The following is a 26560-nucleotide window of genomic DNA, read 5'->3' on the forward strand; positions in this document are numbered from 1 at the left end:
CAAGCTCTTGCGAAGAGTACCCTAAACAAATGATATGCTCGAACTAGCTAGTATTTTTGTGCTTGGTATTTTTGCTCAGTGGCTCGCCTGGAAAATCAAGCAGCCTGCCATATTACCGTTAATCTTAATAGGTTTAGCCATCGGGCCAATAGCTTCCCTCTTTACAGCGGACGGGAGCAAGTTGATAGACGGTGATGCTATTTTTAGTGGCGACCTGCTTTTCTCTTTCGTTTCTATAGCCGTTGGAGTCATCCTGTTCGAGGGTGGTCTGACTCTCAACCTTAAAGAAATCAGGAGCCTGGCCGGTACTGTCAGAAACCTACTCATCATAGGAGCCCTTATTACCTTCATTGGAGGGGGCGTATCTGCTCATTATATCATGGGCTTAAGCTGGCAGATGTCCTTTCTATTCGGTGCCCTCATCATCGTTTCGGGTCCTACCGTAGTGATTCCGATCCTCAGAAATGTACGGCCCAATACCAACGTGAATACCGTGCTCAAATGGGAAGGAATTCTTATTGATCCGCTTGGCGCCTTAATCGCGGTGTTGATGTATGAATTCATTCTATCTTCCAAGCATGGTGCTGACTACCCTACTGAAGTGTTTCAGGACTTCTTCATCACCGTATCAGCAGGCATAGTTTCAGGTGGACTTGGTGCTTTTTTTCTATACTCTCTTATCAAAAACAACGCATTACCGAGCTATCTCCAGAATGTATTTACGCTTGCTTTGGTAATTTTCACCTTTGCAGTATCGGAGATGATTCACGCTGAGGCAGGCCTGATGGCGGCCACGGTGATGGGAATTGCGCTCGCCAATGTGAAGCTGGAAGAGCTAAAAAAGATCCTTTCGTTTAAAGAAGACATCAGTGTGATTCTTATCTCAGTGCTCTTCATTTTGCTCTCTTCCAGGATAGACATCATTCAAATAGAGAAACTAGGTTGGGAGAGTCTGATTCTCTTCCTGATCATTATACTGATTGTGAGACCCCTGGGGGTTTTATTGAGTACCATTGGCTCCCACCTCAACTGGAGAGAGATCGTCTTCATCTCATGGATCGGCCCTAAAGGGATTGTCGCAGCGGCCGTGGCTTCACTCTTTTCTCTTGACCTGATCAAGGGCGACACGCAAATAGACCCAAAAGAAGCGGAGCTACTGCTTCCTCTCGTATTCCTCATTATCGTTGGCACCGTGGTGCTACAAGGCTCTTCTGCCAAGTATGTGGCTGCGCTATTGGGCGTGAAGCGTGCTGAGCCAAAAGGTATTTTAATCGTGGGTGCCAATGAGCTCGCCCGCAAGGTTGCCCAGGTCATTAAAGACCATGGTACCTATGTGCTGCTCGTGGATACCTCAGCCCCAAGTATCAAAGAAGCCAAAAAAGCAGGACTAAAAACCCTTCAAGCCAACATTCTGTCTGATCAGATCTTTGATGAAATAGACCTTTCCAAAATAGGCAAGCTTGTTGCCATGACGTCCAACTCCGGGCTTAATGACCTGGCCTGCACATGGTTTGAAAAGGAACTTGGTGAAACCAATGTATTCAGGCTGGCCAGCAAGGAAGAAACAGATAACACTAACCTTCCGTTACCTAAAAATGTTCTATTCAATGCCCGGGTTGATTTTGTTACATTGGTTCAATTGATCAGGGTGAAAAATCCATTCTCCGAGATGTCTTTTGAAAGTCAGTCTGAGTATGAGGATTTTAGAAAGGAGTATGCTAAGAGGATGATTCCTTTATTCTTAACCGGAGAGGGGGATGAGTTTCAGTTTATCACAGGCTATACCAGTAAAACTGACAAACTTACCTCGCTCGTGTATGTGAAAAAACCCAACTTTGATTCGGAAACCGTAGCGGATGACGATGAGGATGTTGAGTACATCCAATCATAGAAGCTATTGGATAGGAACCGGGGTGAGTAAATAGGCTATTAATCTGATCAACATGATCATACCGACGATAAATCCCACGAGCATCATGCATCCCGGTAGTGTGTTTTTTCTTTCCCGACGCCCCTCGAGATGATCGTAGTAACTCATATCACCAATTTATAGATTCCTTTCCATTTTTAAGCAAATAATTATTCGCTTTTGAGAACGGTTTACTACCAAAAAATCCCCGATGAGCGGAAAATGGTGAGGGATGTGGTGATCTGATCACAAAATGCTTTTGAGAATCAATGATTTCTCCTTTTCGCTGGGCATAAGCCCCCCATAAAATGAAGACCAGCCCAGTCTTTTGCTCAGAGAGCAAACGAATCACAGCATCCGTAAACTCCTCCCAACCTTTATTTTGGTGCGAGCCGGGCTGGTGTGCCCGAACCGTGAGTGTAGCATTCAGCAGGAGAATGCCTTGCTGGGCCCATCGTTCCAAACTTCCATGAGGGGGAATGTCTTTACCTAAATCTCCTTTCAACTCCTTAAAAATGTTCACGAGCGAAGGAGGCATAGGCACTCCCTCCCGTACTGAGAAACACAGCCCATTGGCCTGGCCTGGTCCGTGGTACGGATCCTGCCCAATGATAACCACTCGGGTATCTTCCACAGGACAAAGGTCAAAGGCATTGAATATATGCCCTCCAGGAGGATAAATCGTATGTTTTTGATACTCTTCTTTTATAAATCCGGTAAGTTCTTTGAAATAACTCTTGTCAAATTCTGTTTTTAATAATGACTTCCATGAAGGTCCGATTTTTACATTCATATGACTATCTGAAAACTTTCTTTTGATTGATAGTAAATTAAATGAGAAATCTTATAAATTTCTCTCCGAAAACAAAGCAATGACTACTGATACTACAAAAGGAATAAAGGTAACGGTTGATACCGAATATCAGCAGGAATACTCCAATCCCGTACAGCGTCATTATGTGTTTACTTACCAGATCACAATAGAAAACCTAAGTGATAAGACCATACAGCTCCTTTCCAGACACTGGGACATCATAGACCTTACCTTTCCAAAAAGAGAAGTGGAAGGTGAAGGTGTGGTAGGAAAGCAGCCCATCCTGGAACCCGGTCAAATGCACCAATATGTATCCGGGTGTAATCTAAAATCCGGCTTTGGTAAAATGTATGGGCATTATACCATGGAGCGCCTGGTGGATGGCAAACGATTCAAAGTAAATATTCCTGAATTTGAAATGGTTGTTCCATTCAAATTGAACTAACCCACTTGGCTTCCCCATTTTTCACTTTCATACAATATCTGAAATACAGATCTCGCGGACTCAATGCCCATGACCTGCACTCCCCTTTTGTCTTTGAACTGTACAATAAGGTCATTCGGAAGAATGTGAAAGAGCAAGAATCCGCCCTAAGGAAACTCAGGAAACAGATCACCAACTCAGATACTCAGATTGATTACCAGGATCCGAAAACAGGAGAACGGCGGCAAACTACCGTGAGAAAACTGGCCAGCAGAGTGGCCTCCAGGCATTCTTTTTCATACTTTCTCTTCAAGCTGATCAACCACCAGCAATACGAAACTGTACTGGAGACCGGCACATCCATAGGCCTGAACACCCTATATATGGCTCAGTCACAGGCCAGTAGTATATGGACCTTGGAAGGTTCTCCTGAAATCGCCCGCATCGCTAAAGGTCATTTTGAAGCCATGGGCCACACACATATCCATCAGGTAACTGGTCACGTGAGGGACACCTTTGTGCCAAGCCTCAGGGAGGCGCAACCTGATTTGATTTTTCTGGATGCCGATCACCGATCGGAAACCATCACATTCTACCTTGATGCCATTCAAAAATACTCGCCCGACACCCAGTGCATCATCCTTCACGACATTCATTGGTCTCATGACATGAGCAACAGCTGGAAAACCATCGTTGACGATCCGGCATACTCTCTGACCATTGACCTCTTCCAGGCCGGAATCATATTTCCACATCACCCTATGAAAAAGCAACACTTTGTGTTGAAGTTTTAAGGAGCGCAAGCGATTATTATTTTCGGGCCTATTCGCCTATTTTTGCGTGCAAATCAAAAAACAGCGATGGAAGTACAAAACGAAAATAGCACCCCACAGAGCAATCCGAAACCAAAAGACAGAACAGCCCTGTTCATTGGGTTAATTGTGGCATTGCTGGGGGTTCTGGTATTTTTATATTATAGCAATAACACCCTGGAGCAGGAGAAAGAAGCGCAAGCCCTCGAACTCAACAAAACATTGCTTCAGTTGGATAGTATTTCCAGTCAGTTGGACAGTAAGATCCTGACCATTTCCCAACTTGGGGGAGAAATAGACACACTATTGAAAATCAAGCAACAGCTGGAAACAGAAAAGAAACAACTCCTGACCAATCAGAGCAGACAAAAAGACCTGATGGCCTCCCTGAAAGACAGAGTAGACGGCTATCAGGAACTCCTGCTAGCCAAAGATGTGGAAATAGAAGAGCTGAAAAAACTCAACGATGAACTCCTCACGGAGAACGTGGAACTCAAAACAGAAAAACAGCAGCTGAACGAATCCATCCAGGAAATCAACAAAGCCAAAGAAGAACTGGCCGATAAAGTGGCCTTTGCTTCGAGGCTGAAAGTGGAAGGCCTCAAAGTATTTGCAGTAAGTGATGGTGGTAAAGAACGCGAGGGTGAATTCAGAAGCCGGCAGGTGGATCAGTTGAAAATTACTTTTACAGTAGCCGATAATAAAGTGGCTCCCATTGAAGGTAAAGACCTGCTGGTAAGGATCATAGCCCCTGATGGAAACGTACTATTTGATGTCACCAGAGGCTCAGGCTCATTTATATTCGAAGGCCGTGAGCTATTCTACTCTGCCAAACAGGAGATTCTCTATGACAAAAACAGCCAGCTAGTCACCGTCTTTTACAAAAAAGGAAGCGAATACGTCACGGGCAGTTATCAGGTGGAGGTCTATACGGATGACTACCTGATGGGCAAAGGAAGCTTTTTGGTGAAATAGAAAGGATCGTCGACTGTTGACAATTCGCCCTTATTCATTGCGCATTAGTATTTCTTTCCCTACTTTTGCACTTCGAAAAATTTTAGTTATCTATTTAACATTATTATGAAACGAGATTACGAGACAGTATTCATTTTAACTCCCGTTTTGTCTGAAGCTCAGATGAAGGATGCTGTCGAAAAGTTCAGAGGTGTTTTGAAAGATAGCGGTGCAGAGATTGTAAATGATGAGAACTGGGGTTTGAAAAAACTGGCCTATCCTATCAATCACAAGAGCACAGGCTTCTATCACCTTTTTGAATTTAAGGCAGAAACATCCGTAATCAACAAGTTGGAGACAGAGTATAGAAGGGACGAGAAGATCATGCGATTTCTTACCACCGCTCTTGACAAGCACGCTGTGACTTACAATACGCGAAGAAGAAAAGGAGAATTCAACAAGAAAAAAGAGGAAGTAGCATCATGACACTACAGAACGAACCGATCAACAGAGAGCAGAAAAAAGACAAATACTGCCGATTCAAGAAAAGTGGCATCAAATACATCGACTACAAGAATCCTGATTTCTTGCTAGCTTTTGTAAATGAGCAGGGTAAACTTCTTCCAAGAAGAATTACCGGAACAAGTCTGAAATACCAGAGAAAGGTTTCTCAGGCCGTTAAAAGAGCAAGACATCTTGCTTTCTTGCCATATGTTACAGACTCTTTAAAGTAATAGTGAGATGGAGATAATATTGAAAGACGACGTAAAAGGAGTAGGATACAAAAACGATATCGTGAGCGTAAAGCCAGGATACGGAAGAAACTATCTGATTCCTCAGGGTTTTGCAATCATCGCTAGCGAAAGCAACAAGAAGATGATCGCTGAAAATGTAAGACAAGCAGCTCACAAAGCTGAGAAGATAAAAAATGACGCTGAAGAAATCGCCAGCAAACTTGGAGACCTGAAATTAGAAATCAGAACCAAAGCTGGAGAAAGCGGGAAAATTTTCGGTGCTATCACTGCCCTTCAGGTGGCTGATGCATTGAAAGAAAAGGGATTTGATATTGACAGAAAGAAAATCAGTCTGGGCAGTATCAAGGAACTTGGAGAACATTCTGCTGTCATCGACCTTCACAAAGCTGTTCATCACGAAATTACCATTAGTGTAATCGCTGAATAAGCACAGTCATCAGAAGATACGAAAACCCTGATTTCGAATAGAAATCAGGGTTTTTTTGTTTTATTCTTTCCCTAACTTAGCTACTGTGTTTACCCTACCCTTCCAAATACCAGAAGCACCACATAAGATCAAGCTGAAAGATTCTATTTTCAGTATCGGCTCTTGCTTTTCGGACAACATTGGGGATAAACTCACCGCACACAAGTTTGATGTGGTCACCAACCCTCTGGGAATCCTGTACAACCCCTTTTCCATTTTCAAAAACCTCCGGCTCCTGCTCTCCGAAGGGCTGGACCCGGATAACTTCATTGAAGCAGGCGGCGTTTACTTTCACTGGGATACCCATAGTGCCATCTCCGGAACCGGACTGGATTCCTTCAAAGCTCTTCTGGAAACCAGAAGCCTCACCTCCAGACAAAGTCTGACCAGTGCTAACTGGCTGATCATCACCTTAGGTACCATCTATGTGTACAAACACCTGGAAAGCGGTAAAATAGTCGCGAACTGTCATAAGATTCCGCAGCGACATTTTGAGAAGTTAAGCCTCAGCCAGGCGGAGATTGAGGAGGATTTTTTCCAAACCATGGAACTGATCCGAACCATCAATCCTGACATAAAAGTAATCCTCACCGTGAGTCCTGTACGCCACATCCGGGATGGCCTCATCGAAAACAATGTGAGCAAAGCCACGCTTCTTCAAACCGTCAATAACATTGTGAAGAAGGATCCAAATACCTACTATTTCCCGGCTTACGAAATCCTAATCGATGAGCTTAGGGATTATCGTTTCTACAAGGAGGACATGATCCATCCTACCGATCAGGCCATCCATTACATTTGGGAGCGCTTCATCGGGGCTTGTTTAGATACGGATGCTATTGGTTTTATCAGTGAATGGACCAAGGTCAAAAAATCATTGGAGCATCGTCCCTTTCATCCTGACACCAGCGAGCATCAGCGTTTTCTCAGGTCTACACTCAAAAAGCTGGAAGGACTTAGCAGGCGTGTAGACGTCTCCGGTGAAATGGAGCAGATAAAAAACCAACTGACTCAGTGAGCATGAAGGCACACATCTACAGCTCACTGGTGATCAGCCTCTTATTCATTAAGTGTACCCAGAATATGACACAACAAGAAGAAACAACCCAGGAATACGAATTCACCAACCACCTGATTAACTCTACCAGCCCCTACCTCCTTCAGCACGCTCACAATCCGGTGGATTGGTATCCATGGGGGCCAGAGGCTTTGAACAAAGCGCAGGAAGAGAATAAGCCCATCCTGCTGAGCATCGGTTATTCCTCCTGTCACTGGTGCCATGTGATGGCCCATGAGAGCTTCGAGAATAAAGAGATTGCCAGGCTGATGAATGAGCGGTTTATCAACATCAAGCTGGATAGAGAAGAGCGACCAGACCTTGACAACATCTATATGGATGCCGTACAGGCTATGGGCCTGCGCGGTGGCTGGCCACTGAACGTATTTCTCACTCCAGATCAAAAGCCCTTTTACGGAGGCACTTATTTTCCCCCTGATCAGTGGAAAAAGCTCATCGTCTCTGTCAGTGATGCCTATGTACACAAATATGATCAGTTGTATGAATCAGCGTCACAGTTTGCAGCCAATATAGATCAGAGTGAGGCCGAAAAATACGGGCTTACAGAAGGCGGCGTGACCCTTACGTTATCGGATTTTGACAGTACTTACACCAGTCTGAAAGACAAATTTGATCCGAAATGGGGAGGAATGAACCGCTCACCAAAGTTCCCAATGCCGGCGCTGTGGAACTTCCTGCTCACCTACTCTCATATCAGCGGGCAATCGAAAGCTGAAGAACATTGTCTCTTTACGCTCGATAAAATAGCCGCCGGTGGCATATATGATCACGTCGGCGGTGGTTTTTCGAGGTACTCTGTAGATGGGGAATGGCATGTTCCTCATTTCGAAAAAATGCTCTATGACAATGGTCAGCTACTCTCTCTATATGCCAACGCCTATAAGCTCACCGGCAAAAGCGAGTATAAACAGGTCCTAATCGGCACGGCTCAATGGTTGGAACGAGAGATGCTGGATAGCAATGGAGGTTTCTATAGTGCCCTGGATGCGGACAGCGAAGGTGAAGAAGGTAAATTCTATGTCTGGACTTTCGACGAGGTGAAGGAAATGGCCGGTGATGATTTCTCAATCATTGCAGAATACTACAATGTCACAAAAGAAGGCAACTGGGAAGAAGGAAAAAATGTCCTGAGAAAGTTGGAAGAGGATAAGGTGCTCGCCGCAGAACTCAACCTTGACCTCACCAATCTCAGACAGACGGTTGACCGGTTCAATCAAAAGGCCCTAAAAGCCCGAAGTGGTAGAATCAGGCCCGGGCTGGATAATAAGCTCATCGCTGGATGGAATGGACTGGCATTAAGTGGTTTATGCCAAAGTTATCAGGCCACTGGTGACAACATTTTTGCCAAACTGGCTACTGGAAATGCGGCCTTTATCAGAAATCATCTGGTGACTAAGGATGGGCTGGTCAGAATATATGGGCTCGATACGCGAGGGTACCTGGAAGATTATGCTGCCGTTATCCAGGCATTCATCACTTATTACGAGACCTTCTTTGATGAAACTTATCTGAACCTGGCCCAAACAATGACAAATCAGGTGATTAGTGAGTTTTACGACCATAAAGAAAACCTATTCTACTACACGAGCAATCAGGCCGAAAGCCTCATCGCCCGTAAGAAAGAGATTTTCGACAATGTCATTCCAGCTTCCAACTCTATTATGGCTGAAAACCTGCAAAAACTAGGGCTGATGTATGACGATGAGTCATATAAGAAGATGTCTTTTACCATGGTCTATCAGCTCAATAAGCTCATTAGACAGGAGCCCGAGTACCTCTCCAACTGGGCATCTATTTCCTTGCTCAGGCTTAAGCCAACTGCAGAAGTGCTGCTGGTGGGCGAGCAAGCCCAAGAACAGGCTCTCCAAATTCACAAAGCCTATCTGCCCAATAAAATCCTCATGGCCAGCACCAATGGCAGTACCCTGCCTCTATTTGAATACAAAACCGCAATGAATAATGAAACGACAATCTACGTGTGCTTTGATAAAGTATGTAAGCGGCCGGTGAATAATATTGATACTGCAATGGCTGAGATTCACGATCGAAAATGATATGTTCACTCACTCACAATTCAGTTTCAGCCCCTAAAGAACTTTTATGTCTAAGGGATTGCCTAATTTAAAGCCACCAAACCATCAACCAACTACAATGGTCTTATATCAGGAAGAAAAAAAATATGTTGATAGTCTCCGAAAAAGTCTAGTAGAGGATAAGGAAATTTCAACTGAAAAAATTGAAGAGTTGCTCAATAAGTTTGAAGACATGATGGAAATGACCAGTGTCAGCATCAAAATGATCGATCGTCTGATGCAGAACTATGACAAACTAAAGCAGCAAAACGGAGCTGCCCCAGTAACCGTAAAAAACCAGTAAGCCCTTTCTAAAAAATTACCCTCGCATGCATTTCTGGTTTAGATTTGTATGATTGAGCTACCTTGAAGTCATATTACCTCTGCCTCTTCCAGGCACATTCACTTACAGATTTTCTGATTTACTTTATCCGAACCCTCAAATTGGGGCAAGAGTTGTCGTGCAGTTCGGGAAACGAAAAATCTACACAGGCATCATCCACAGCGTTCACGACGAAACTCCCACCAATTACAACCCCAAGGAAATCCTCGATCTGGTAGATCAGGAGCCGGTACTCACCCTTCAACAGCTTCAGTTTTTCGAATGGATGAGCAGTTACTACATGTGTACGCTCGGTGAGGTGATCAATGCTGCGCTACCTGCAGGGCTCAAAATCTCCAGTGAATCCATCTTATCTCTCCACCCTGAAACGGTGATTGAGGATTTGGACTTGACCGAAAAGGAACAATCGATCATCAATCACCTCCTCTCTGGTGATATCAAAATGAGTGAGGTCAATAAAATTCTGGACATCAAGTCACCGTACAACCATGTCAAAAACCTGAAAGAGAAAAACGCCATTCAGGTATTTGAGCAGGTAAAAGACAAGTACGCTCCGAAAAAGGAAACCTGGATCAGGCTCTCAAAACCCCACGCCACCGAAGACGGACTAGACAGCCTGTCTGCGGAGCTGGAGAAGAAGACCAAGCAGTTGGATGTACTACTGGCCTACCTGCGCCTTGTTCCCCTGTTAGAATCGCCCTCCTCCAATGAGCAGGGGATCAGTAAAAAAGAGTTAACCCAATCAGCTATCAGCCCATCCTCGCTGAAGACGCTTATCAAAAATGGGGTGTTCGAGGAATGGGAAAAAACAGTCTCACGATTGGATGGAATGAAAACATCCGGTCCTCAACAAATCAACCTCTCTCCTGCTCAGACACAAGCCAGAAAAGGTATTCTGGAGTCATTTCAATCCAAAGGTACGGTGCTGCTCAAAGGAGTGACCGGAAGCGGTAAGACCGAAATTTTCATTTCCTTAATCCAGGACATTTTGGAAAATGGCGGGCAGGTTCTGTACCTGCTACCCGAAATTGCACTGACTACACAGATCATTAAGCGACTCGCCAAGGTCTTTGGTGATCAGTTTGGTGTATTTCATTCCAGGTACTCGGATAACGAGCGCGTAGAGGTCTGGCAAAAAATTCAAAAAGGCGAATTCAACTTCGTGGTGGGCGTGCGCAGTGCTATTTTCCTGCCCTTGAATGACCTTTCGCTCATTATCGTAGATGAGGAGCACGAAACCTCTTTCAAGCAATACGAACCCGCACCACGCTACCATGCACGTGATGCAGCTATCTACCTGGCTTCCATCTTTCATGCAAAGACCCTGCTGGCTACAGCCACTCCCAGTCTGGAGAGTTATCATAATGCCCTGGAGGGTAAATACGGGCTGGTCAGGCTGGACGAAAGGTATAATGAAGCGATACTGCCCAATGTGACCCTGGCCAACCTGGTGAAGGAACGAAAGCAGCGAAAGATTAAAGGCAATTTCAGTTCGGTCCTGATAGAGGCTATTGAAAGGGTACTTGAAAAAGGTAAGCAAGCCATTCTTTTCCAGAACCGGCGTGGCTATGCCCCCTACCTCACCTGCCAAAACTGTGGATTCATCCCCAAGTGCCCGCATTGCGACGTGAGTCTCACCTTTCATATTCACCAAAACCTGCTGATCTGCCATTATTGTGGGCACAAATCAGAAATGCTCTCTTCCTGTGTTCAGTGCAATTCTCAAGAGCTGAAAACCATGAGTTTTGGCACTGAGAAAATCGAAGAAGAACTGCAGCTGCTGCTTCCCAATGCCCGGATAGGCAGAATGGACCTGGACACTACCCGAAGCAAATACAGCTATCAGAAAATCATCGATGATTTTGAGCGGGGAGACATAGATGTGCTGGTAGGCACACAGATGGTGAGCAAAGGCCTCGATTTTGACCATGTAGAGCTTGTAGGCGTATTTGATGCTGACCGAATGATCCATTTCCCGGATTTCAGGTCACACGAGAGGGCCTATCAGCTCATCCATCAGGTTAGCGGCCGTGCCGGACGCAGAGCAGATCAGGGTCATGTGGTCATCCAAACCAACGATCCGGAACAAGCCATTTTTTCACACCTGAAAAGACAGGACTATGAGAGCTTTTTCAATCGGGAAATCCTCGAACGTCAGCAATTTCATTACCCGCCCTTTTACCGGATGATCCGTATTACGTTTAAAGACAACGAGAAGCAAGTGGCTGGAAATGCTGCTCAATTCTATTCGAAACAGATACGTAAGCAGCTGGGTGATATGCGTGTGATAGGCCCGGTGGAGCCTATGATTGGTCGGATCAGAAATCAGTACCTGTTCGATATTACTGTAAAGTTTGAAAAACATGGACTCAATCTGACGGCCTTAAAAGAATTCCTGCTTAATTCGCGTAATATGCTGCTCAGTCAGCAGTTATATAAAAGTGTGAAAGTGATTTTTGATGTAGATCCGGTATAGATGAAGCAAAGCTTTTATATTCTTATTGGTTGGATGATCATGGCGTATGCCTGCGATCCATGCGCTGATTGTGGCGAGCCATTGCGCTATGACCCCACAGTGAAGATGGTCTTTATTAACCAGGACAGTGCAGATGTCCTCAATGACAGCATTCAGTTCAACAAAGACTCTATCACCACCAATACAGCCTTGCGCAAAGTTAACACAGACTCGTCACGAGTACTTCAGGACTCCCTGCTCATAGTGGACACACTGGTGGCTGCGGGTAAGGAAGAGTACGTTGAGGTTCAGACCCGGTTCAATCAAACCATCGATAGCCTCAAGATCGTTTCAGACAGTCTGTCCTCCTACTCCAAGCAGCTCACAGCGATCAATACTGAGCTCACTAAGATTCTGACTGTGATCAATAAAGGTACGGTGCAACTCCAGCAAACCAGCATTCTGGAAACCGGAGCAGCACTAATTTACGAAGACTCGATGACCTCTTTCAGGCTACCATTACTCCTCGCCAGTAGTCAGACGAGCTACCAGATCACCATCGATGGCATCGATTATGCCATTGCTTTCACGTATGAAACTTTCGAGTCCATTGATAAAGCCCGGGTGGCTAAGGTAAGTGCCGGGAATTTAGCTGTTCTGTCGCACTCCTTTGATTCATTAACTTTAAATTGCCCGTCTGACTGCATAAGTGATGATGCGACCGTTACTGTATATTTCTAGTTTTTTACTGATTTGGCAATGTTATAGCCAGGCAGACTCCGTAGCTGTGGACAGTCTACAGGAGGAAAAAGTGCGTTTTATTCAACCCTCGTTCAGTTTTGACTATGGGAAAGCGCTGGTGAGGGCAGCTGGATTTGAGCAAAAGTATGAAGGGGCTTTTACTCTGCTTTTCTTCGACAACTACTACCTCACAGGGGAAATTGGGACTGGAGATCTCGAACCCAAAAACGGAATTGAAAACGGGAAATACCGGTCAGAAGGTGATTACTTCCAAATCGGTGGCGGATACCTGAAAGCCATCAACAGTACCAGCAAGCTGGGGTTGGGCGTACGGTATGCCAAAAGTAATTTTAACGACCAGGGAGAGTATTATGTGGAGAGTCAGTCAGGTAGCCAGGATGACTATAGCGAACGATTTGAACGAAAGCAGCTGGAAGCCCGATGGGTGGAAATGGTCCTCACCTCGGAGAGCTTTGTCAGGTTCAAGAAATCAGAACCTGAAGCCAGGATCAACCGACTGTTTTCACTCGGATTTCATTTGAGACTCAGGGTGATGTCCTCCTATGATCGTTATTCTCCCATTGATGTGTATAGTGTTCCCGGGTTTGGTCGTACCGTCAATAACCCCAACTTGGCCCTCAACCTGTTTTTAAAATTCACACCTTTTTAAGAGATCATTATACCCACCTTACCAAGACACTAAGACCGGTAAGAATCAAATATCCCATTCGTCATTGAGCAGGCGAATGGCATGGTGTCCGGTGAGATCAAACTGACAGGGTACCAATGAAATGTAGTTGTTGGCAATGGCCCATTCGTCATTATCCTCCCCCTTATCGTGATTCACAAAGTTTCCGATCATCCAAAAGTACTTTCTCCCATGAGGATCTACCCGCTGGTCAAATTCCTCTTCCCATCTGGCATTGGCCTGACGACATACCTTAATCCCTTTTATTTTCTGGTTTTGGTGAGCCGGTATATTTACATTGAGGGCTATCCCTTTAGGAATTCCCCTGGTCAAGGCCTCGCGGGCAATCTTCAGAATGTATTCGTCCACATGAGACATCTCCGCATCCGTGTCGTAATCACAAAGTGAAAACCCAATGGCCGGAGTACCTTCTATGGCAGCCTCAATGGCCGCACTCATCGTACCCGAATAAAGTACGCTGATCGAGGTATTACTACCATGATTGATACCACTTACTACCAAATCGGGCTTTTTATCTTTCAGCAGATGATGCTTGGCCAGCTTCACGCAATCTGCAGGAGTGCCGCTGCATTCGTATGCCGGAATCTGATCTCCAAACAGTCGGTTTTCGGTGAGTCTGAGCGTATCCCCCACGGTAATGGCGTGTCCCATGCCGGACTGAGGACTGTCTGGTGCTACCACCAATACATCGCCAATCTGAGCCATCAGGGTTACTAGTTTCTTAATTCCATTGGAGGTAATGCCATCGTCGTTGGAGACGAGTATCAGTGGTTTGGACATGTAGTCTGTTTTTATATAGCGTTGTAAAAGGCTGTAATCCGGATGAGGTCTCTCAATTCATCTGTCTTCAGTCTGTTTTTCTTAATGAAGCTCTTCACTTCTGATGAATGCTTAGACATGATATTCATCAAATCACTTTTTTTGCCCAGGTAGAGATCTATCTTTCCATCCTTATGGAGAAAATAGAAGGTATAGTGCACCTTATCCTTTACAAAGGACCCACCCCAATACGCTGAGCTATTGGAGACACTTTCCTGCACGATGGCCTCTCTGGAAAGCAAGGAGAGCGGCCCTTCATACAAAACCTCAAAGATGATAGGAATCTCATAGTTGTAGTTGACATTATAGGGAATAGAATAGAACTGACGGTAGTTATCCACTATTTTGTCATATATCTCAAAATAGAAAACCTTATGACTACTGAAGGTTTTCACCACATTGCCCTTGATCAACTGCACAATGTTGGCCTCCATGTCATATTTAATCAATCCCCGTACCGTATCATCCTCTGTGGTGATCAGGTAACCGTCATGCCATACCTCGGACGAAAACTCCTGTGCGTGGCTTACAAACCCGGCAGCACAGAAGGTCAAAAATAAAAATAGTCTCCTCATCAACAGTTATTTTTTCAGAATCTCGTGCCCCATTTTATCCCGCTTGGTTTCAAGGTACTTTTGATTGTGGACATTTGGAACAACCTCTATAGCTACGTTCTCAACAATTTCCAGACCATAACCCATTAGACCGATGCGTTTTTTTGGATTATTTGTGATGAGTTTGAGTTTGGTCACCCCCATTTTCCTCAAAATCTGTGCGCCAACACCGTAATCCCGTTGATCCATATGGAATCCGAGCTTTTCATTGGCTTCCACAGTATCCAGCCCTTCTTCCTGGAGCTTATACGCTTTGAGTTTATTTAATAGACCAATGCCGCGCCCTTCCTGATTCATGTAGAGCACCACGCCCTTGCCTGCCTTCTCTACCATTTGCATGGCACTGTGTAGTTGATTGCCACAGTCACACCGATAGGAGCCGAAAATATCACCAGTCACACATGAGGAGTGTACCCGCACAAGCACAGGCTCATTTTCCTCCCACTCACCTTTGTAGAGTGCCAGGTGGGTCTCATTGGTGTTCTTTTGCTTGAAAGCCTTCAGGCGAAACATGCCATGCTCGGTAGGCATATCTACAGCAATCTCCTCTTCCACCAGGGACTCATGTTCCATCCGGTATGCAATCAGGTCCCTGATAGACACGAGTTTCAAATTGAATTTATCAGCGATAATCCTGAGGTCCGGTAGACGGGCCATTGTACCATCTTCCTTCAGTATCTCCACCAGCACGCCCGATGGGTGAAGTCCCGCCAATCTGGAAAAATCAATGGCGGCCTCTGTATGCCCTGTTCTTCTCAACACGCCACCTTCTTTGGCTTTCAGCGGGAAAATGTGTCCTGGTCTGCCCAGATCTTCTGGTTTGGTATCTTCATGAACAAGTGCCTGAATGGTCTTTGATCGGTCGGAGGTACTAATGCCGGTGGTGGTCCCATGACCGATAAGATCCACTGACACGGTGAAGGGGGTTTCATGCACCGCCGTGTTCTTTCCTACCATCAGGTCCAGACCTAATTCTTCACATCGTTTTTCCAGCAAAGGCACACAGATCAAACCCCGTCCCTCTTTGGACATGAAGTTGATGATCTCTGGGGTGACTTTCTCCGCTGCACAGATGAAATCGCCTTCATTTTCACGATCTTCATCATCTACCACGATGATAATTTCGCCATTCCTGATGGCTTCTATTGCTTCTTTTATTGGGTCAAGAAGTTGCGCTCTACTCATTCTAATTTATTTTCAGTCAATCTTAATACAAGTTATTTTACTGTGACGTTCCCCAGAAATTCCGCCAGACTCATTTCTATTTTTTTGAGTCCGTTGATTTCGTCCAGCAGAATGTCAATATCATCTTCATTGGTCGCTTCCTTTAGTTTTCTGTTTTCCTCCTCTATCAGGTGCTGTACGATCCTGAACTTCAACCTGAGTATGTTAGAATAGGTAACGTCCCTCAATTGTTCTTCCTCTTTGGGAATATATATCTGAAATTTCTTCTCCCAGTTCTCGCTTACCTCGTGTTTTGAGGTCATCAGGTTCACCACCTCGCGTTTGATTTCCTCTGTGCCATGCTGTATGAGATAGTCCCCATCAATAATGGCTCCTTCGTTTAGCTTCTGTTTGAAAATATCAAGGATACTTTTATACACCGGGTTGGTAAATTGGATTTCCTCTACCTCCGAAAGAAAGTATGAGATCAAATCTTCATCGACCAACTCGTGATTGGTGAAGTGACTCTTTCCGTAATTCACCAGGACCCGGATGCTCTCCTTCTCCTGAAGCTCTATGACCTTCATGATATCGAGCTCCTCCGGTGCCTCTGGCTGAGCCATCAACAGGTCCTGAGGGGTCAGGTTTTCACCTGCCTGATATCCCGTCTTGTCCTTGTCCCGGTTAAGCTGGATCAGGATCTTGTTTTGCTCCGCCACCAGCACTGCCTCAGCAATCCCCAGCAGGTCACTGCACTCCTTCAGATACACGGTCCGCTTTACGGGATCATCGATCTTAGTAATGGACCGTACAATGTCTTTGATCAACCCGGCTTTTTTAACCGGATCATCTTTGGCTTCAGCCAAAAAAAGCTTGGTTTTAAAGCGAATAATATCCTGAGATTCACTTTCAATGTAGTGGCTAAAAGCACTGGTACCCAACTGCTTGGCATAACTATCCGGATCTTCTCCTTCAGGTAGTGCCACGGCACGTACATTGAGGCCTCCTTCCAGCAACATATCTATCCCTCTGATGGATGCTTTGATACCAGCAGCATCGCCATCGAAGATTACGGTGACGTTTTCTGTATATCGTTTCAGTAGTTTAATCTGCTCTTCGGTGAGGGCCGTACCCGAAGAAGAAACTACGTTTCTGACTCCTGTCTGATGCATGGAGATCACATCCGTATAGCCTTCTACGAGGTAAACGTTGTCCTCCTTTCGGATGTCCTGCTTGGCTTGAAAGAGCCCGTAGAGAATTCGGCTTTTGTTGTAAAGCTCGGTCTCCGGGGAGTTGATGTATTTGGGTTGTTTTTTATCCTTGCCCAGCATTCGGGCTCCGAATGCCACCACTTTACCTGATACATTATGTATAGGGAAAATGACCCGGTTTCTGAATCGATCGTAGACCTTTCCCTCTTCCTTTACTACAATCAGGCCAGCTTCTGCGAGCAATTCCTGTCGGTACCCTTTGGCCGTAGCGGCCTTCAGCAAATGATCCCATTCACTCAGGGTATAGCCCAGCTCAAACCCTTTGATGGATTCGTCGGTAAATCCCCGCTCCTTGAAATAGCTCAGTCCGATGGATTTGCCTTCCTCACTCTCCCACAAAAGCTCCTGAAATGATTCTTTGGCAAAATTGAGCAGGATATAGAGACTATCCCGTTTGTTTTGAGCCTCCTGGGCCTCGTCGCTTTGCTCCTCTTCTACGATCTCAACACCGTACTTCTTTGCGAGATATTTCAGCGCTTCCAGATACGAAAGGCCGTCCACTTCCATGACAAAAGTGATACAATCTCCGCCCTTGCCACTGCTGAAATCCTTAAAAATACCTTTGGAGGGCACCACATAAAAAGACGCTGTCTTCTCGTTGGTGAATGGACTGAGGGCCTTGTAGCTACTTCCGGATCGCTTCAGGGTAAGGTAATCACCCACCACGTCCACGATATCCATGCGGTTTTTTATCTCATCGATGGTAGCAGGACTGATCATAGGTTAATCTTCGCAGTATCAGAGTGATTTTTCAAAGCACAAATCTAAGGCTTTACTCTGAAACGAAACGGCCTATTCCGCAAGGCTTATTGTGAACAGAAAGACAATGCTGAATCACAGGATCGCTTGCCCTCCTGATAGATGATATGCGTTTGACGATGGCGTTCATTCAGGACATCACTTTCCAGAAAATCATCGATCATACCAATATATTCGTCCTGAATGGGCTTACTCGCCCACTCATGTCCGCCTCCACAGTCCGTCACGAGATAATACTGCTGGTCGAGGGAGCGCAAACGCTCTGCCAGAGTATATGAGCCTGCGAGCATCATGAATCCGGTCTCATTTGCGTCACAATAATGATGTGGTGCATTGCCGTAAGGCACAAGATTGTCGCAGGTGCCATGAAAAAATGCCGTGGGGATGGCTGTTTCTTTGGTGATCCACCGGGCATCCAGAAGTGCACCGGCCATACTGATCACTCCTGCATATTCGAAGTTTGAAGGCAGTATACCTGCCATGGTCTCCTTCCAGTAAGCCGCATGGACTACCGCCTCGGCACCGGCACTACTTCCAACGATCACTATGCGAGAAGGGTCAATTCCAAACTCGGTCTGTCGATCAATCAGATACGCGACGGACTGGTGGATGTTTCTAGCTGCCTCAAATATGGTATTGATCTTATTCTGAACCGGCTGGTCGCAGCTAAAGGACTTGCCTTTCATGGTGAGGTGATAAGACATGGTAGCCGTGACCCACCCTTTTGAAGTATAGCGCTCGCAAAAAGCCAGATGACCAGCCTCATCCCGCTTTCCTCCGGAGAACCCCCCTCCATGTACATAGATCAGCAAGGGACTAGCCTCTGCCGCACCCTTCGGCGTAAACACATCCATGGCCAGCGTGTCTTCATAGACTACCGTTTTCTTTTGAAAGTCTGAAGCTGACTGAGCACTGAGAAAACAAGTAGTCAAAATAAAAACTGCAGCTAGAAAGTGTCTCATAGTTCAATAGGTACCTCTGTATATGTGATCAAATCGTTTTCCATGATCAGGCTTTAGTGGCATGGACTCACCTCCAGTTTCTGACAACCAGGTAAAGAGTGCTTCCCTCAACCCTTTCGCCACTTCCGCATAATCTTCATTTCTGATCAGATTATTCATTTCATTCGGATCGTTTTCAATATCGTATAATTCATTGATATCCCAAACTCCATGGTAGCGAATATACTTATACTGTGAGGTGCGCACTGCATGCACTGTTGGAGTTTGAGGGAATGGCCGCTCCCAGAAGTACTCATAATAGACCGTATCTCGCCAGGGGATGGATTCCTGATACAGTAGCTTTTTAAAAGAGCTCCCATCCATATGCGCTTTGGTCTCCAGACCCGCCAGGTCCATTACTGTAGGTCCCACATCCACATTTTGAACCACCTCTCTTACCGCGGATGCGGCCGGGATACCTCCACCCATGGCCAGCATCGGGACCCGCATGGATTCTTCGTAGGCCTGTCGCTTGTCTATGAGCCCGTGTTCGCCAAATGAGAACCCATTATCGCCCATGTAGATCACCACGGTATTCTCCAGTAAATCTTCTTTTTCCAGGTAGTCGAGTACGGTGCCTATGCTTTCATCTACAGAAAGCAACGTTTCGCAATAGCGTTTGTAAAAGTCCTCAAAATTGATCTGACCATGGTACATATAATCCACTCCATGCCAGCTATTGCGCTGTGCCTTGGCCCAGTTGGGTAGATCCTCATAATTGTACTCGTCCGCGGAGACAGTACTTCGTTCGTGCCCGGGAGGAAACATGGTGGGTGGGTAAGCTACAGGTTCATTCTCATATTTTCCAATATGCCTTTTAGCCGGCTTAAAATCGGCATGTACTCCCTTGTGAGACAGATATAGAAAAAATGGCTTTTCCTGATCACGATTGCTTATAAAATCAATGGCATAGTCGGTCAGCACATCGGTAACGTAAGCTGAATCCCCATGCACCTGATCCTGACCGTTGAAGTTGATGGTGGGGTTATAATAAACACCCTGGCCTTTAAAACTGGCCCAGAAATCGAAGCCCGGACGCTTGCCAGAATGATGCTCACCCATGTGCCACTTGCCGATGAAACCGGTTTGATAACCCGCCTCCTTCTGGAGGTACTCAGGGAAGAAAACCGTCCCCTCGGGAATCAGCGACTGATTGTCCACGACTTTGTGGTTATGGGCGTATTGTCCTGAGAGGATACTGGCACGGCTGGGTGAACACAATGAGGTACTCACAAAGGCATTTTGAACATGCGCTCCCTCTGTGGCCATTCTGTCCATATGAGGGGTCTCCAAAAAAGGAACCTTCCCCATGAATCCTATAAAATCATAGCGATGATCATCACTGAGAATAAACACCACGTTCTTACGACCCGCAGGATCTGGTTGTGGGGTGGTCTGTTCCCTCTGGCTACATGCTGAAACAATAACAGCCAGAAGTACAAGGTTAAAAGCTCGCTTCATTTTTTTCTTCTTTTGTGGTAATGTCAAAATACCCACCACCAGAAAAAATCGTCATAATCGCCGGCACAAGACTTATTCCCAGAAGTCTGATACCTTTAAAAGCGAATGGGTCAATGCTTCCTGAGTGGTGGGATTTTCTGAAGTGTGAAGAAGTAACAACTATGGGAATATCATTATCAATTTAGTTCGTCCAATTAATTTTCTGCCGTTGTACCTCGCTTGAGTTGGGGCCTGTCATGATCTCAAATTCACCAGTTTCCCAGGTGAAATCTAAATCCGAGTTATAAAATTTCAGGTCTTCAGTAGTCACCTCAAAGGTGACCATAACGGTTTCTCCCGCAGGAATTAACACTTTCTGAAAACCCTTCAGCTCTTGTATCGGACGGGTGATACTTCCCACCAGATCCCTGATGTATAACTGTACCACTTCTTTGCCATCCACCTCACTGCCATTGGTGACAGGCACAGACACCCGAAGTACCTCCGGCCCTTTTAGTTCCTGAGAAGACAGGGTCATTTCACCGAATTCAAAAGTGGAATAACTCAACCCAAACCCAAAAGGATACAAGGGTTCATTGCTTACGTCCAGGTAATTGGATCGAAACTTCTGAAACCACTGACCTTCCGCCAGGGGCCTCCCTGTGTTCTTGTGATTGTAATAGATAGGTACCTGCCCGATATTTTGAGGGAAAGTGGTACTCAACTTACCCGACGGATTCACCTCACCAAAAAGCACATCAGCTATGGCCAACCCACCTTCACTTCCTGCAAACCATGTGCTCAGAATCGCCGGGACGCTTTCAGACTCCCATTTGATGGTAAGCGGTCGGCCGCTTTGCAACACAAGGACCACCGGTTTACCTGTTTTCAGGAGTGCCCTAAGCAAGTGCTGCTGGCTCTCGGGTATTGATATATCTGATCTACTGGAGCTCTCACCGGACATCTCAGCAGATTCACCCAGCAGGGCTACAATTACGTTCGATTTTTGAGCAATGGCCAGCGCTTCATTGATGAGCGCTTCTGCGGAACGATCATCTCTGTACGTGGGCTTCCCGAAAATACTCACCCTGGCCTCCAGTTCAGCATCTTCATAAACGTTGGCACCCTTAGCATACAGAATATCCGTATTAGCTCCAGCCACGGTTTTCATTCCCTCCAGAAGTGAAATAGATTTGGAGAAATCAGCCGCCACACTCCAGGTTCCGGTCATGTTCTCTTTGTTACTCGCCAATGGCCCGATTAAGGCAATGGTACCGCCCTTCTTCAGCGGCAACACATTGTCTTCGTTTTTCAAAAGCACCAATGACTGAGCGGCTATTTCCCGGGCAACCTTCCTTTTTTCAGCAGTGTAAATCTCCGTCTCCGATCGCTGAACGTCACAGTATCGATAGGGGTCTTCAAAAAGGCCAAGTTCAAACTTCGCCCTCAAAATTCTCCTGCATGCTGCATCGATCTGTGCTTCCGTAATGATCCCCTCCTCCAATGACTTTTTGAGTGTTGACAGAAAGCCCTCGCCTACCATATCCATATCTATTCCGGCTTTCAAAGCCAGGGCAGACACCGTTTGCAAGTCGCCCATGCCATGGTCAATCATTTCATTAATCCCTGTGTAATCCGTGACTGAAAAACCACCAAAACCCCACTGCTCTCGCAACACCTCCGTCATCAGCCAGCGATTACCTGTTGCCGGTATCCCATCTATTTCATTGAAAGAAGCCATGACACTCCCCACACCAGCGTCCACAGCGGCTTGATAGGGTGGGAAATATTCGTTGTACATTCTCACGCGACTCATATCCACGGTATTATAATCGCGCCCTGCTTCTATGGCTCCGTATAGGGCGAAATGCTTAACACAGGCCATCATGGTGTTGTATGAAGAAAGGTCATCACCCTGATATCCCTGCACCATCGCCCTAGCCATCAGAGATGCCAGGTATGGGTCTTCGCCTACTCCTTCGGATATCCTACCCCATCGTGGGTCACGGCAGATATCCACCATGGGAGAAAAAGTCCAGGAGATGCCATCGGCAGTGGCCTCCTGAGCAGCTATTCTGGTAGACTGCTCGATTAATTCCATGTCCCAGACACATGATAGTCCCAAGGGAATAGGAAAAACAGTCTTATATCCATGAATCACATCCATTCCAAAAATCAACGGGATTTTAAGTCGGCTTTCTTCCACAGCTATCTGCTGGGTTGCCCTGATCTTTTCTACACCGCTGATATTAAATAAACCGCCTACCTGTCCGGCCTTGATCTTCGGCACTATTCCTGTATTGGAAGCCAGCCCTGTGCTGATGTCACCTGCCCCGGGAAGGTTAAGCTGTCCTATCTTCTCATCGATGGTCATGAGCTTTAAAAGAGAGTCTATCTGAGCCTCATAGGGCTCAACTGTTCGTTGCTGATCAGGTGCGGAGCACCCGCCCAAAAACAACCCTACCATCATCATCCCAAGCACTAATTGATCCCTCATTGTTCTCCTTTGGTGTAAAAATGTGTGTCTATTTTTCATACTCAAACCCTAATTTCTTCAGGCCATCCTGCACCTCTGGTGCAGACATGAACAAGTCCCAAAGCAGTCCACTCCTGTAATTTTCAATCATCACCGGGATAGGCCCCTGATCGATGGCCAGATACCTGGGCAGGTACCAGTCGGCGCTAAAACTAAAGGCATCATAAGGTCCATATTTCCCCACCAGAGAATCCCGCTCCGGAGCATACAAAAACTGCAACATCTGCATGCTCTCCTTAGGTGTATAAGGAAAAGAAGACAAGGCAGCGGTGGGCGAAATCACCCCTAAATCTGCTCCCGGTCTGTGTCCGGCGTAGCCCTTCATGGAATAGCTGGAGGTCATTCCCCAACAGTTCTCACCATACCCTTCATATTTTTCAGGATTTTCCAGGCAATATGCATAGTGGATTTTCGCATGATTCTGATTGAGCGGCCAATATTCTCCATACTGATCCTTGAGCCCTCTCGGATCCAAACCCAGGTAAGAGTAATGGGCCCAGAACAGTGGCCCTACTTTACTCTCATCATGCTCATAATGATTGAGCACCAGGTCATACCCGTAATAAGTTTCGTTTGATTCAATGCCCCCATCAAGGGCCCAGCCCTTGTGATACACGTCTGGTGTCACCGGGTGTGTGGGTGAAGAAGCTGCCAATACATACATAATCAACGCTTCATTGTACCCACCTACCGGAAAGTTCATCTCCCAACCATAGTTGGGTGACCAGTGCCAGTATAGAACACTCTCACCACCTTTGGTGTGCCAATCCCACTCTACCTCTTTCCAAATAGTATTGATGCGCCCGGCAATGGCCTTTTCACGCTCATTGCCATCTTTGAAGTACTGCCGGACTGCCAGAAGTCCCTGTATAAGAAAGGCTGTCTCTACCAAATCTCCACCGTCATCCTTCTTGCTGAAGGCCTTCGTTTTGCCGGTATCACCATACCACCAATGCGGATACACGCCATGGTAACGGTCGGCAGTTTCCAGGAAGTCAAGAATTCGTTCATACCTGCGAACAGCCTCCTCCCGTTCAATGAATCCGCGCTCAATGCCAACCAATATGGCCATAACACCAAATCCGGACCCGCCGGAGGTGACCACATTTTCATCATTGCTCGGGTAAATACCGTCCATGTGGACGCGCTCCCGGGCCAGGCCAGAGTTAGGCTCCGCTCCGTCCCAGAAGTACTGAAAAGTCTGATATTGCACTTTGTCCAAAAGAGAGTCTTCGGGAATGAGTGTGGTGACCACCTGCTCCTTCTGTCTGGAGCTGCACGCACCCATGAATACGAGTCCTATGAGTGCCCCTATTTTTAATAAATTATTCATAGTTAAATCCAAGTTTATCAAGTCCGCTTTGCACCTCAGGTGCAGACATAAAGAGATTCCAGAGTAAGCCTGTACGATGATTTTCGATCATTACGAGAATAGGTCCCTGGTCAATCGCAATGTATGAAGAGGCTGTCCAGCCTTCCGAGATGTTGAAAGCATCATAAAATCCATATTCGCCCCACAGCTTATCCCCCAATATGTAATAAAAGTGCCTCAAGGCTTCCATCGACTCCTCCGGGGTGTATGGAATAGAGGAAATGGCCGCTGTGGGGGTAATCACTCCCAAATCATTGTCAGGGGAGTGGGCATTGTACCCTTCGTGATTATCACTGGCGGTAAGTCCCCAGCTTTGTGCCGAGTACCCGACGAAACGTTTCGGGTTGGCAATACAGTAGGCCCTGTTGATAAGCGTGTGATTCACATTCTGGTCCCAGTAGTTGGCATACTGGTCAGTGAGGTTTCGCGGATCCAAGCCCAGAAAGGAATAATGCGCAAAGAAGAGGGGGCCACCCTTATCTGACCGCAGATCCAGCTGATATCCATAATAAGACGCTCCGGAGCTATTCACCATGGCACCATTGCGGGCCCACCCGGCAGTATATACCTCCTGATCAATGGGATACGTGGGTGAAGCTGCCGCCAGTACATAGACCATGAGGGCTTCATTCCAGCCGGAAATTTTGTGATTTTTCTGCCAGCCTACATTGGGAGACCAGTGCCAGTACAGAACATCCTGCCCATCCTGGGTATACCAGTCCCACTCAACCCCCTCCCAAAGGGAATTGATCCGTGCGATCAGATCGGCTTCTTCTGGATTGCTACTGTCCAAATACTGCCTTACCGCCAGAAGGCCCTGCACCATAAAAGCGGTCTCTACCAAATCGCCACCGTCATCATCACTACTAAACGGGATGACATTTCCTGTGGTACCATTGAGCCAATGTGACCAGGCACCATGAAACCGGTCGGATTCTTCATCCAGAAAAGTGATTATTTTATTCAGGCGAGTCACCCCCTCCTGTCGGGTAATAAAGCCACGTTCTATTCCTACGATAATGCCCATCAGTCCAAAACCCGAACCACCGGAAGTAACCGTTTCTCCACTGGTGTTACGCTCCCTGGCCAGGCCACTCACCGGGTGACCAAAGTCCCAGAAGTACCTGAAAGTCTGCTCCTGTACTTTGGTAAGCAATGCTTCGTCAGAAATCTCAGGAAATTTCAGTGAAGAATCTAATTCAGTGTAAAATGGAAGCTGGTAGCTTTCAAATTTCTTTCCGGAAACCGAAGTGAGTGCCGAAGAGATGAAAAGGGAATACCGCTCATAGCCCTCCAGGTTTTGGGTAACCGTCAGGGTAAAGGTGCTATCCGAGCCGCCATTTGCAACGTTGAATGCTGCCTGACTACTGCCACCAGACAGATTAATATTGTCTTTGAGTGATTCTAAATCCAAGGGGTCAGAAAACGTCAATTGAAAAACCGGTTGACGGCTGATGTTGATAATTCTTTGATTCTGATCAGGTGATGCTCCATCAATAGTAATACCTGATAGTATCATGGGTGGATTTTCTGTGAGGAAGATCACCTCATATCCGGGGAACGTTTCCCCTTCCGCTCCTTTAATGTCTTTGGAAATACTCAGGGTATAGGTAGAATTGATAGCCAATTCCTCAGTGTGAGCCATCGAAACTGTTTTATCATTATCCAGCAGGGAAAATACCAGCTCAACAGCCTGATCATTTTCATCGATGAGGGATATACTGGTTGAAACGGTGGTCTCATTCAGGGCATGAGAAAAACTGAGTAGGATACTCTTATCCACAGGTTGGGGAGCCTCCGGGTTGGACAGTAAATTACTTATACCGATCCGCAAAGCGGTCAATTGCATGGTGGCAGGTGTGACACCCCCCGGGGAGTCATCTCCGCAGCCAGCCAGACTGAAAACAAAAAGGAAAACTAACATAAGACCCGCGCCTGCCCGCATACCTTTTTGTATCATGATGTGAAATATTTTATGATTCTCAAATGAATCCATGAATCAGCAAAATGCTCATTGAAGAGCCAGATAGAATTATCTCAAAAAAGAAAAAA

Annotated in this window: 24 protein-coding genes; 13 read left to right on the forward strand and 11 right to left on the reverse strand. The window is 46.2% G+C overall.

The genetic code is table 11. From position 1 onward, the window contains the following. Window positions 1-34 precede the first annotated feature (34 nt). Entirely contained in the window at window positions 35-1891 is a 1857-nt protein-coding gene (locus RIH33_RS03235) for a cation:proton antiporter (protein WP_406653636.1), read from the forward strand. A 3-nt stretch (window positions 1892-1894) separates the two neighbouring features. Here RIH33_RS03235 and RIH33_RS03240 read toward each other — a convergent pair whose 3' ends face one another. Then, complete coding sequence (locus tag RIH33_RS03240) at window positions 1895-2038, reverse strand: hypothetical protein (RefSeq protein ID WP_406653637.1); 144 nt, start codon at window positions 2036-2038, stop codon at window positions 1895-1897. A 1-nt stretch (window position 2039) separates the two neighbouring features. Continuing rightward, window positions 2040-2702 carry a uracil-DNA glycosylase gene (locus RIH33_RS03245; protein WP_406653639.1) on the reverse strand — a complete coding sequence of 221 codons (663 nt, stop codon included), beginning with the start codon at window positions 2700-2702 and terminating at the stop codon, window positions 2040-2042. A 79-nt stretch (window positions 2703-2781) separates the two neighbouring features. Here RIH33_RS03245 and apaG point away from each other — a divergent pair, with 79 nt between their 5' ends. The 12 genes from apaG (at window position 2782) to RIH33_RS03305 (ending at window position 13493) form a co-directional block, all read left to right on the forward strand. Beyond that, window positions 2782-3168: a Co2+/Mg2+ efflux protein ApaG gene (apaG, locus tag RIH33_RS03250; protein WP_159580227.1), complete on the forward strand. Its 387-nt coding sequence runs from the start codon at window positions 2782-2784 to the stop codon at window positions 3166-3168. Window positions 3169-3173: 5 nt separating this feature from the next. Further along, window positions 3174-3941 (forward strand): O-methyltransferase, encoded by a 768-nt coding sequence (locus RIH33_RS03255; RefSeq protein WP_406653641.1) that lies wholly within the window; start codon window positions 3174-3176, stop codon window positions 3939-3941. 66 nt (window positions 3942-4007) lie between these two features. Beyond that, window positions 4008-4934 (forward strand): chromosome segregation protein SMC, encoded by a 927-nt coding sequence (locus RIH33_RS03260; RefSeq protein ID WP_406653642.1) that lies wholly within the window; start codon window positions 4008-4010, stop codon window positions 4932-4934. 105 nt (window positions 4935-5039) lie between these two features. Beyond that, window positions 5040-5399 carry a 30S ribosomal protein S6 gene (rpsF, locus tag RIH33_RS03265; RefSeq protein WP_370519053.1) on the forward strand — a complete coding sequence of 120 codons (360 nt, stop codon included), beginning with the start codon at window positions 5040-5042 and terminating at the stop codon, window positions 5397-5399. Then, on the forward strand, window positions 5396-5647 hold the full coding sequence (gene rpsR, locus RIH33_RS03270; RefSeq protein WP_159580230.1) for a 30S ribosomal protein S18: 252 nt from the start codon (window positions 5396-5398) through the stop codon (window positions 5645-5647). Before rpsF ends, rpsR begins: the two co-directional genes overlap by 4 nt. A 7-nt stretch (window positions 5648-5654) precedes the next feature. Continuing rightward, window positions 5655-6095 (forward strand): 50S ribosomal protein L9, encoded by a 441-nt coding sequence (gene rplI / locus RIH33_RS03275; protein WP_406653644.1) that lies wholly within the window; start codon window positions 5655-5657, stop codon window positions 6093-6095. An 85-nt stretch (window positions 6096-6180) separates the two neighbouring features. Further along, window positions 6181-7152 carry a GSCFA domain-containing protein gene (locus tag RIH33_RS03280; protein WP_406653645.1) on the forward strand — a complete coding sequence of 324 codons (972 nt, stop codon included), beginning with the start codon at window positions 6181-6183 and terminating at the stop codon, window positions 7150-7152. Between the two features lie 2 nt (window positions 7153-7154). Next, window positions 7155-9266, forward strand: a complete 2112-nt coding sequence (locus RIH33_RS03285; RefSeq protein WP_406653646.1) for a thioredoxin domain-containing protein — start codon at window positions 7155-7157, stop codon at window positions 9264-9266. Between the two features lie 46 nt (window positions 9267-9312). Continuing rightward, window positions 9313-9588: a hypothetical protein gene (locus RIH33_RS03290; RefSeq protein WP_406653647.1), complete on the forward strand. Its 276-nt coding sequence runs from the start codon at window positions 9313-9315 to the stop codon at window positions 9586-9588. A gap of 52 nt (window positions 9589-9640) precedes the next feature. Next, window positions 9641-12103, forward strand: a complete 2463-nt coding sequence (priA, locus tag RIH33_RS03295; protein WP_406653648.1) for a primosomal protein N' — start codon at window positions 9641-9643, stop codon at window positions 12101-12103. After that, entirely contained in the window at window positions 12104-12823 is a 720-nt protein-coding gene (locus tag RIH33_RS03300) for a hypothetical protein (RefSeq protein ID WP_406653649.1), read from the forward strand. Then, the gene (locus RIH33_RS03305) at window positions 12795-13493 is read left to right on the forward strand and encodes a DUF6048 family protein (RefSeq protein WP_406653651.1); all 699 of its coding nucleotides are present in this window, start codon (window positions 12795-12797) and stop codon (window positions 13491-13493) included. The genes RIH33_RS03300 and RIH33_RS03305 overlap by 29 nt, the downstream gene beginning before the upstream one ends. A 45-nt stretch (window positions 13494-13538) precedes the next feature. Here RIH33_RS03305 and surE read toward each other — a convergent pair whose 3' ends face one another. The 9 genes from surE to RIH33_RS03350 form a co-directional block, all read right to left on the reverse strand. Further along, the gene (surE, locus tag RIH33_RS03310; RefSeq protein ID WP_406653652.1) at window positions 13539-14312 is read right to left on the reverse strand and encodes a 5'/3'-nucleotidase SurE; all 774 of its coding nucleotides are present in this window, start codon (window positions 14310-14312) and stop codon (window positions 13539-13541) included. Between the two features lie 11 nt (window positions 14313-14323). Beyond that, window positions 14324-14926: a hypothetical protein gene (locus RIH33_RS03315; protein WP_406653654.1), complete on the reverse strand. Its 603-nt coding sequence runs from the start codon at window positions 14924-14926 to the stop codon at window positions 14324-14326. 6 nt (window positions 14927-14932) lie between these two features. Continuing rightward, window positions 14933-16150, reverse strand: coding sequence for a bifunctional 3,4-dihydroxy-2-butanone-4-phosphate synthase/GTP cyclohydrolase II (locus RIH33_RS03320; RefSeq protein ID WP_406653655.1), 1218 nt, complete (start codon window positions 16148-16150; stop codon window positions 14933-14935). A gap of 32 nt (window positions 16151-16182) precedes the next feature. Further along, window positions 16183-18120 carry a DNA primase gene (gene dnaG, locus RIH33_RS03325; protein ID WP_406653656.1) on the reverse strand — a complete coding sequence of 646 codons (1938 nt, stop codon included), beginning with the start codon at window positions 18118-18120 and terminating at the stop codon, window positions 16183-16185. Window positions 18121-18206: 86 nt separating this feature from the next. Further along, window positions 18207-19121: an alpha/beta hydrolase gene (locus tag RIH33_RS03330; protein ID WP_406653658.1), complete on the reverse strand. Its 915-nt coding sequence runs from the start codon at window positions 19119-19121 to the stop codon at window positions 18207-18209. A 3-nt stretch (window positions 19122-19124) separates the two neighbouring features. Continuing rightward, the gene (locus tag RIH33_RS03335) at window positions 19125-20621 is read right to left on the reverse strand and encodes a sulfatase (RefSeq protein ID WP_406653659.1); all 1497 of its coding nucleotides are present in this window, start codon (window positions 20619-20621) and stop codon (window positions 19125-19127) included. Window positions 20622-20802: 181 nt separating this feature from the next. Continuing rightward, on the reverse strand, window positions 20803-23097 hold the full coding sequence (gene bglX, locus RIH33_RS03340; protein ID WP_406653660.1) for a beta-glucosidase BglX: 2295 nt from the start codon (window positions 23095-23097) through the stop codon (window positions 20803-20805). A 28-nt stretch (window positions 23098-23125) separates the two neighbouring features. Continuing rightward, window positions 23126-24469, reverse strand: a complete 1344-nt coding sequence (locus RIH33_RS03345) for a glucoamylase family protein (protein ID WP_406653661.1) — start codon at window positions 24467-24469, stop codon at window positions 23126-23128. Next, complete coding sequence (locus RIH33_RS03350; protein ID WP_406653662.1) at window positions 24462-26468, reverse strand: glucoamylase family protein; 2007 nt, start codon at window positions 26466-26468, stop codon at window positions 24462-24464. The genes RIH33_RS03345 and RIH33_RS03350 overlap by 8 nt, the downstream gene beginning before the upstream one ends. Window positions 26469-26560 lie beyond the last annotated feature (92 nt).

The organism is Marinoscillum sp. (assembly GCF_040222955.1).
Taxonomy (GTDB): Bacteria; Bacteroidota; Bacteroidia; order Cytophagales; family Cyclobacteriaceae; genus Marinoscillum.

What these genes read in the sequence shown, in the direction of transcription:
- RIH33_RS03345 (WP_406653661.1), bottom strand. Translation starts at nt 24,469, where the DNA reads ATGAATAATTTATTAAAAATAGGGGCACTCATAGGACTCGTATTCATG.
- bglX (WP_406653660.1), bottom strand. Translation starts at nt 23,097, where the DNA reads ATGAGGGATCAATTAGTGCTTGGGATGATGATGGTAGGGTTGTTTTTG.
- RIH33_RS03305 (WP_406653651.1), top strand. Translation starts at nt 12,795, where the DNA reads ATGATGCGACCGTTACTGTATATTTCTAGTTTTTTACTGATTTGGCAA.
- RIH33_RS03300 (WP_406653649.1), top strand. Translation starts at nt 12,104, where the DNA reads ATGAAGCAAAGCTTTTATATTCTTATTGGTTGGATGATCATGGCGTAT.
- RIH33_RS03320 (WP_406653655.1), bottom strand. Translation starts at nt 16,150, where the DNA reads ATGAGTAGAGCGCAACTTCTTGACCCAATAAAAGAAGCAATAGAAGCC.
- rplI (WP_406653644.1), top strand. Translation starts at nt 5,655, where the DNA reads ATGGAGATAATATTGAAAGACGACGTAAAAGGAGTAGGATACAAAAAC.
- RIH33_RS03290 (WP_406653647.1), top strand. Translation starts at nt 9,313, where the DNA reads ATGTCTAAGGGATTGCCTAATTTAAAGCCACCAAACCATCAACCAACT.
- rpsF (WP_370519053.1), top strand. Translation starts at nt 5,040, where the DNA reads ATGAAACGAGATTACGAGACAGTATTCATTTTAACTCCCGTTTTGTCT.
- dnaG (WP_406653656.1), bottom strand. Translation starts at nt 18,120, where the DNA reads ATGATCAGTCCTGCTACCATCGATGAGATAAAAAACCGCATGGATATC.
- rpsR (WP_159580230.1), top strand. Translation starts at nt 5,396, where the DNA reads ATGACACTACAGAACGAACCGATCAACAGAGAGCAGAAAAAAGACAAA.
- surE (WP_406653652.1), bottom strand. Translation starts at nt 14,312, where the DNA reads ATGTCCAAACCACTGATACTCGTCTCCAACGACGATGGCATTACCTCC.
- RIH33_RS03235 (WP_406653636.1), top strand. Translation starts at nt 35, where the DNA reads ATGCTCGAACTAGCTAGTATTTTTGTGCTTGGTATTTTTGCTCAGTGG.
- RIH33_RS03335 (WP_406653659.1), bottom strand. Translation starts at nt 20,621, where the DNA reads ATGAAGCGAGCTTTTAACCTTGTACTTCTGGCTGTTATTGTTTCAGCA.
- RIH33_RS03315 (WP_406653654.1), bottom strand. Translation starts at nt 14,926, where the DNA reads ATGAGGAGACTATTTTTATTTTTGACCTTCTGTGCTGCCGGGTTTGTA.
- RIH33_RS03350 (WP_406653662.1), bottom strand. Translation starts at nt 26,468, where the DNA reads ATGATACAAAAAGGTATGCGGGCAGGCGCGGGTCTTATGTTAGTTTTC.
- RIH33_RS03285 (WP_406653646.1), top strand. Translation starts at nt 7,155, where the DNA reads ATGAAGGCACACATCTACAGCTCACTGGTGATCAGCCTCTTATTCATT.
- RIH33_RS03240 (WP_406653637.1), bottom strand. Translation starts at nt 2,038, where the DNA reads ATGAGTTACTACGATCATCTCGAGGGGCGTCGGGAAAGAAAAAACACA.
- RIH33_RS03330 (WP_406653658.1), bottom strand. Translation starts at nt 19,121, where the DNA reads ATGAGACACTTTCTAGCTGCAGTTTTTATTTTGACTACTTGTTTTCTC.
- apaG (WP_159580227.1), top strand. Translation starts at nt 2,782, where the DNA reads ATGACTACTGATACTACAAAAGGAATAAAGGTAACGGTTGATACCGAA.
- RIH33_RS03260 (WP_406653642.1), top strand. Translation starts at nt 4,008, where the DNA reads ATGGAAGTACAAAACGAAAATAGCACCCCACAGAGCAATCCGAAACCA.
- RIH33_RS03245 (WP_406653639.1), bottom strand. Translation starts at nt 2,702, where the DNA reads ATGAATGTAAAAATCGGACCTTCATGGAAGTCATTATTAAAAACAGAA.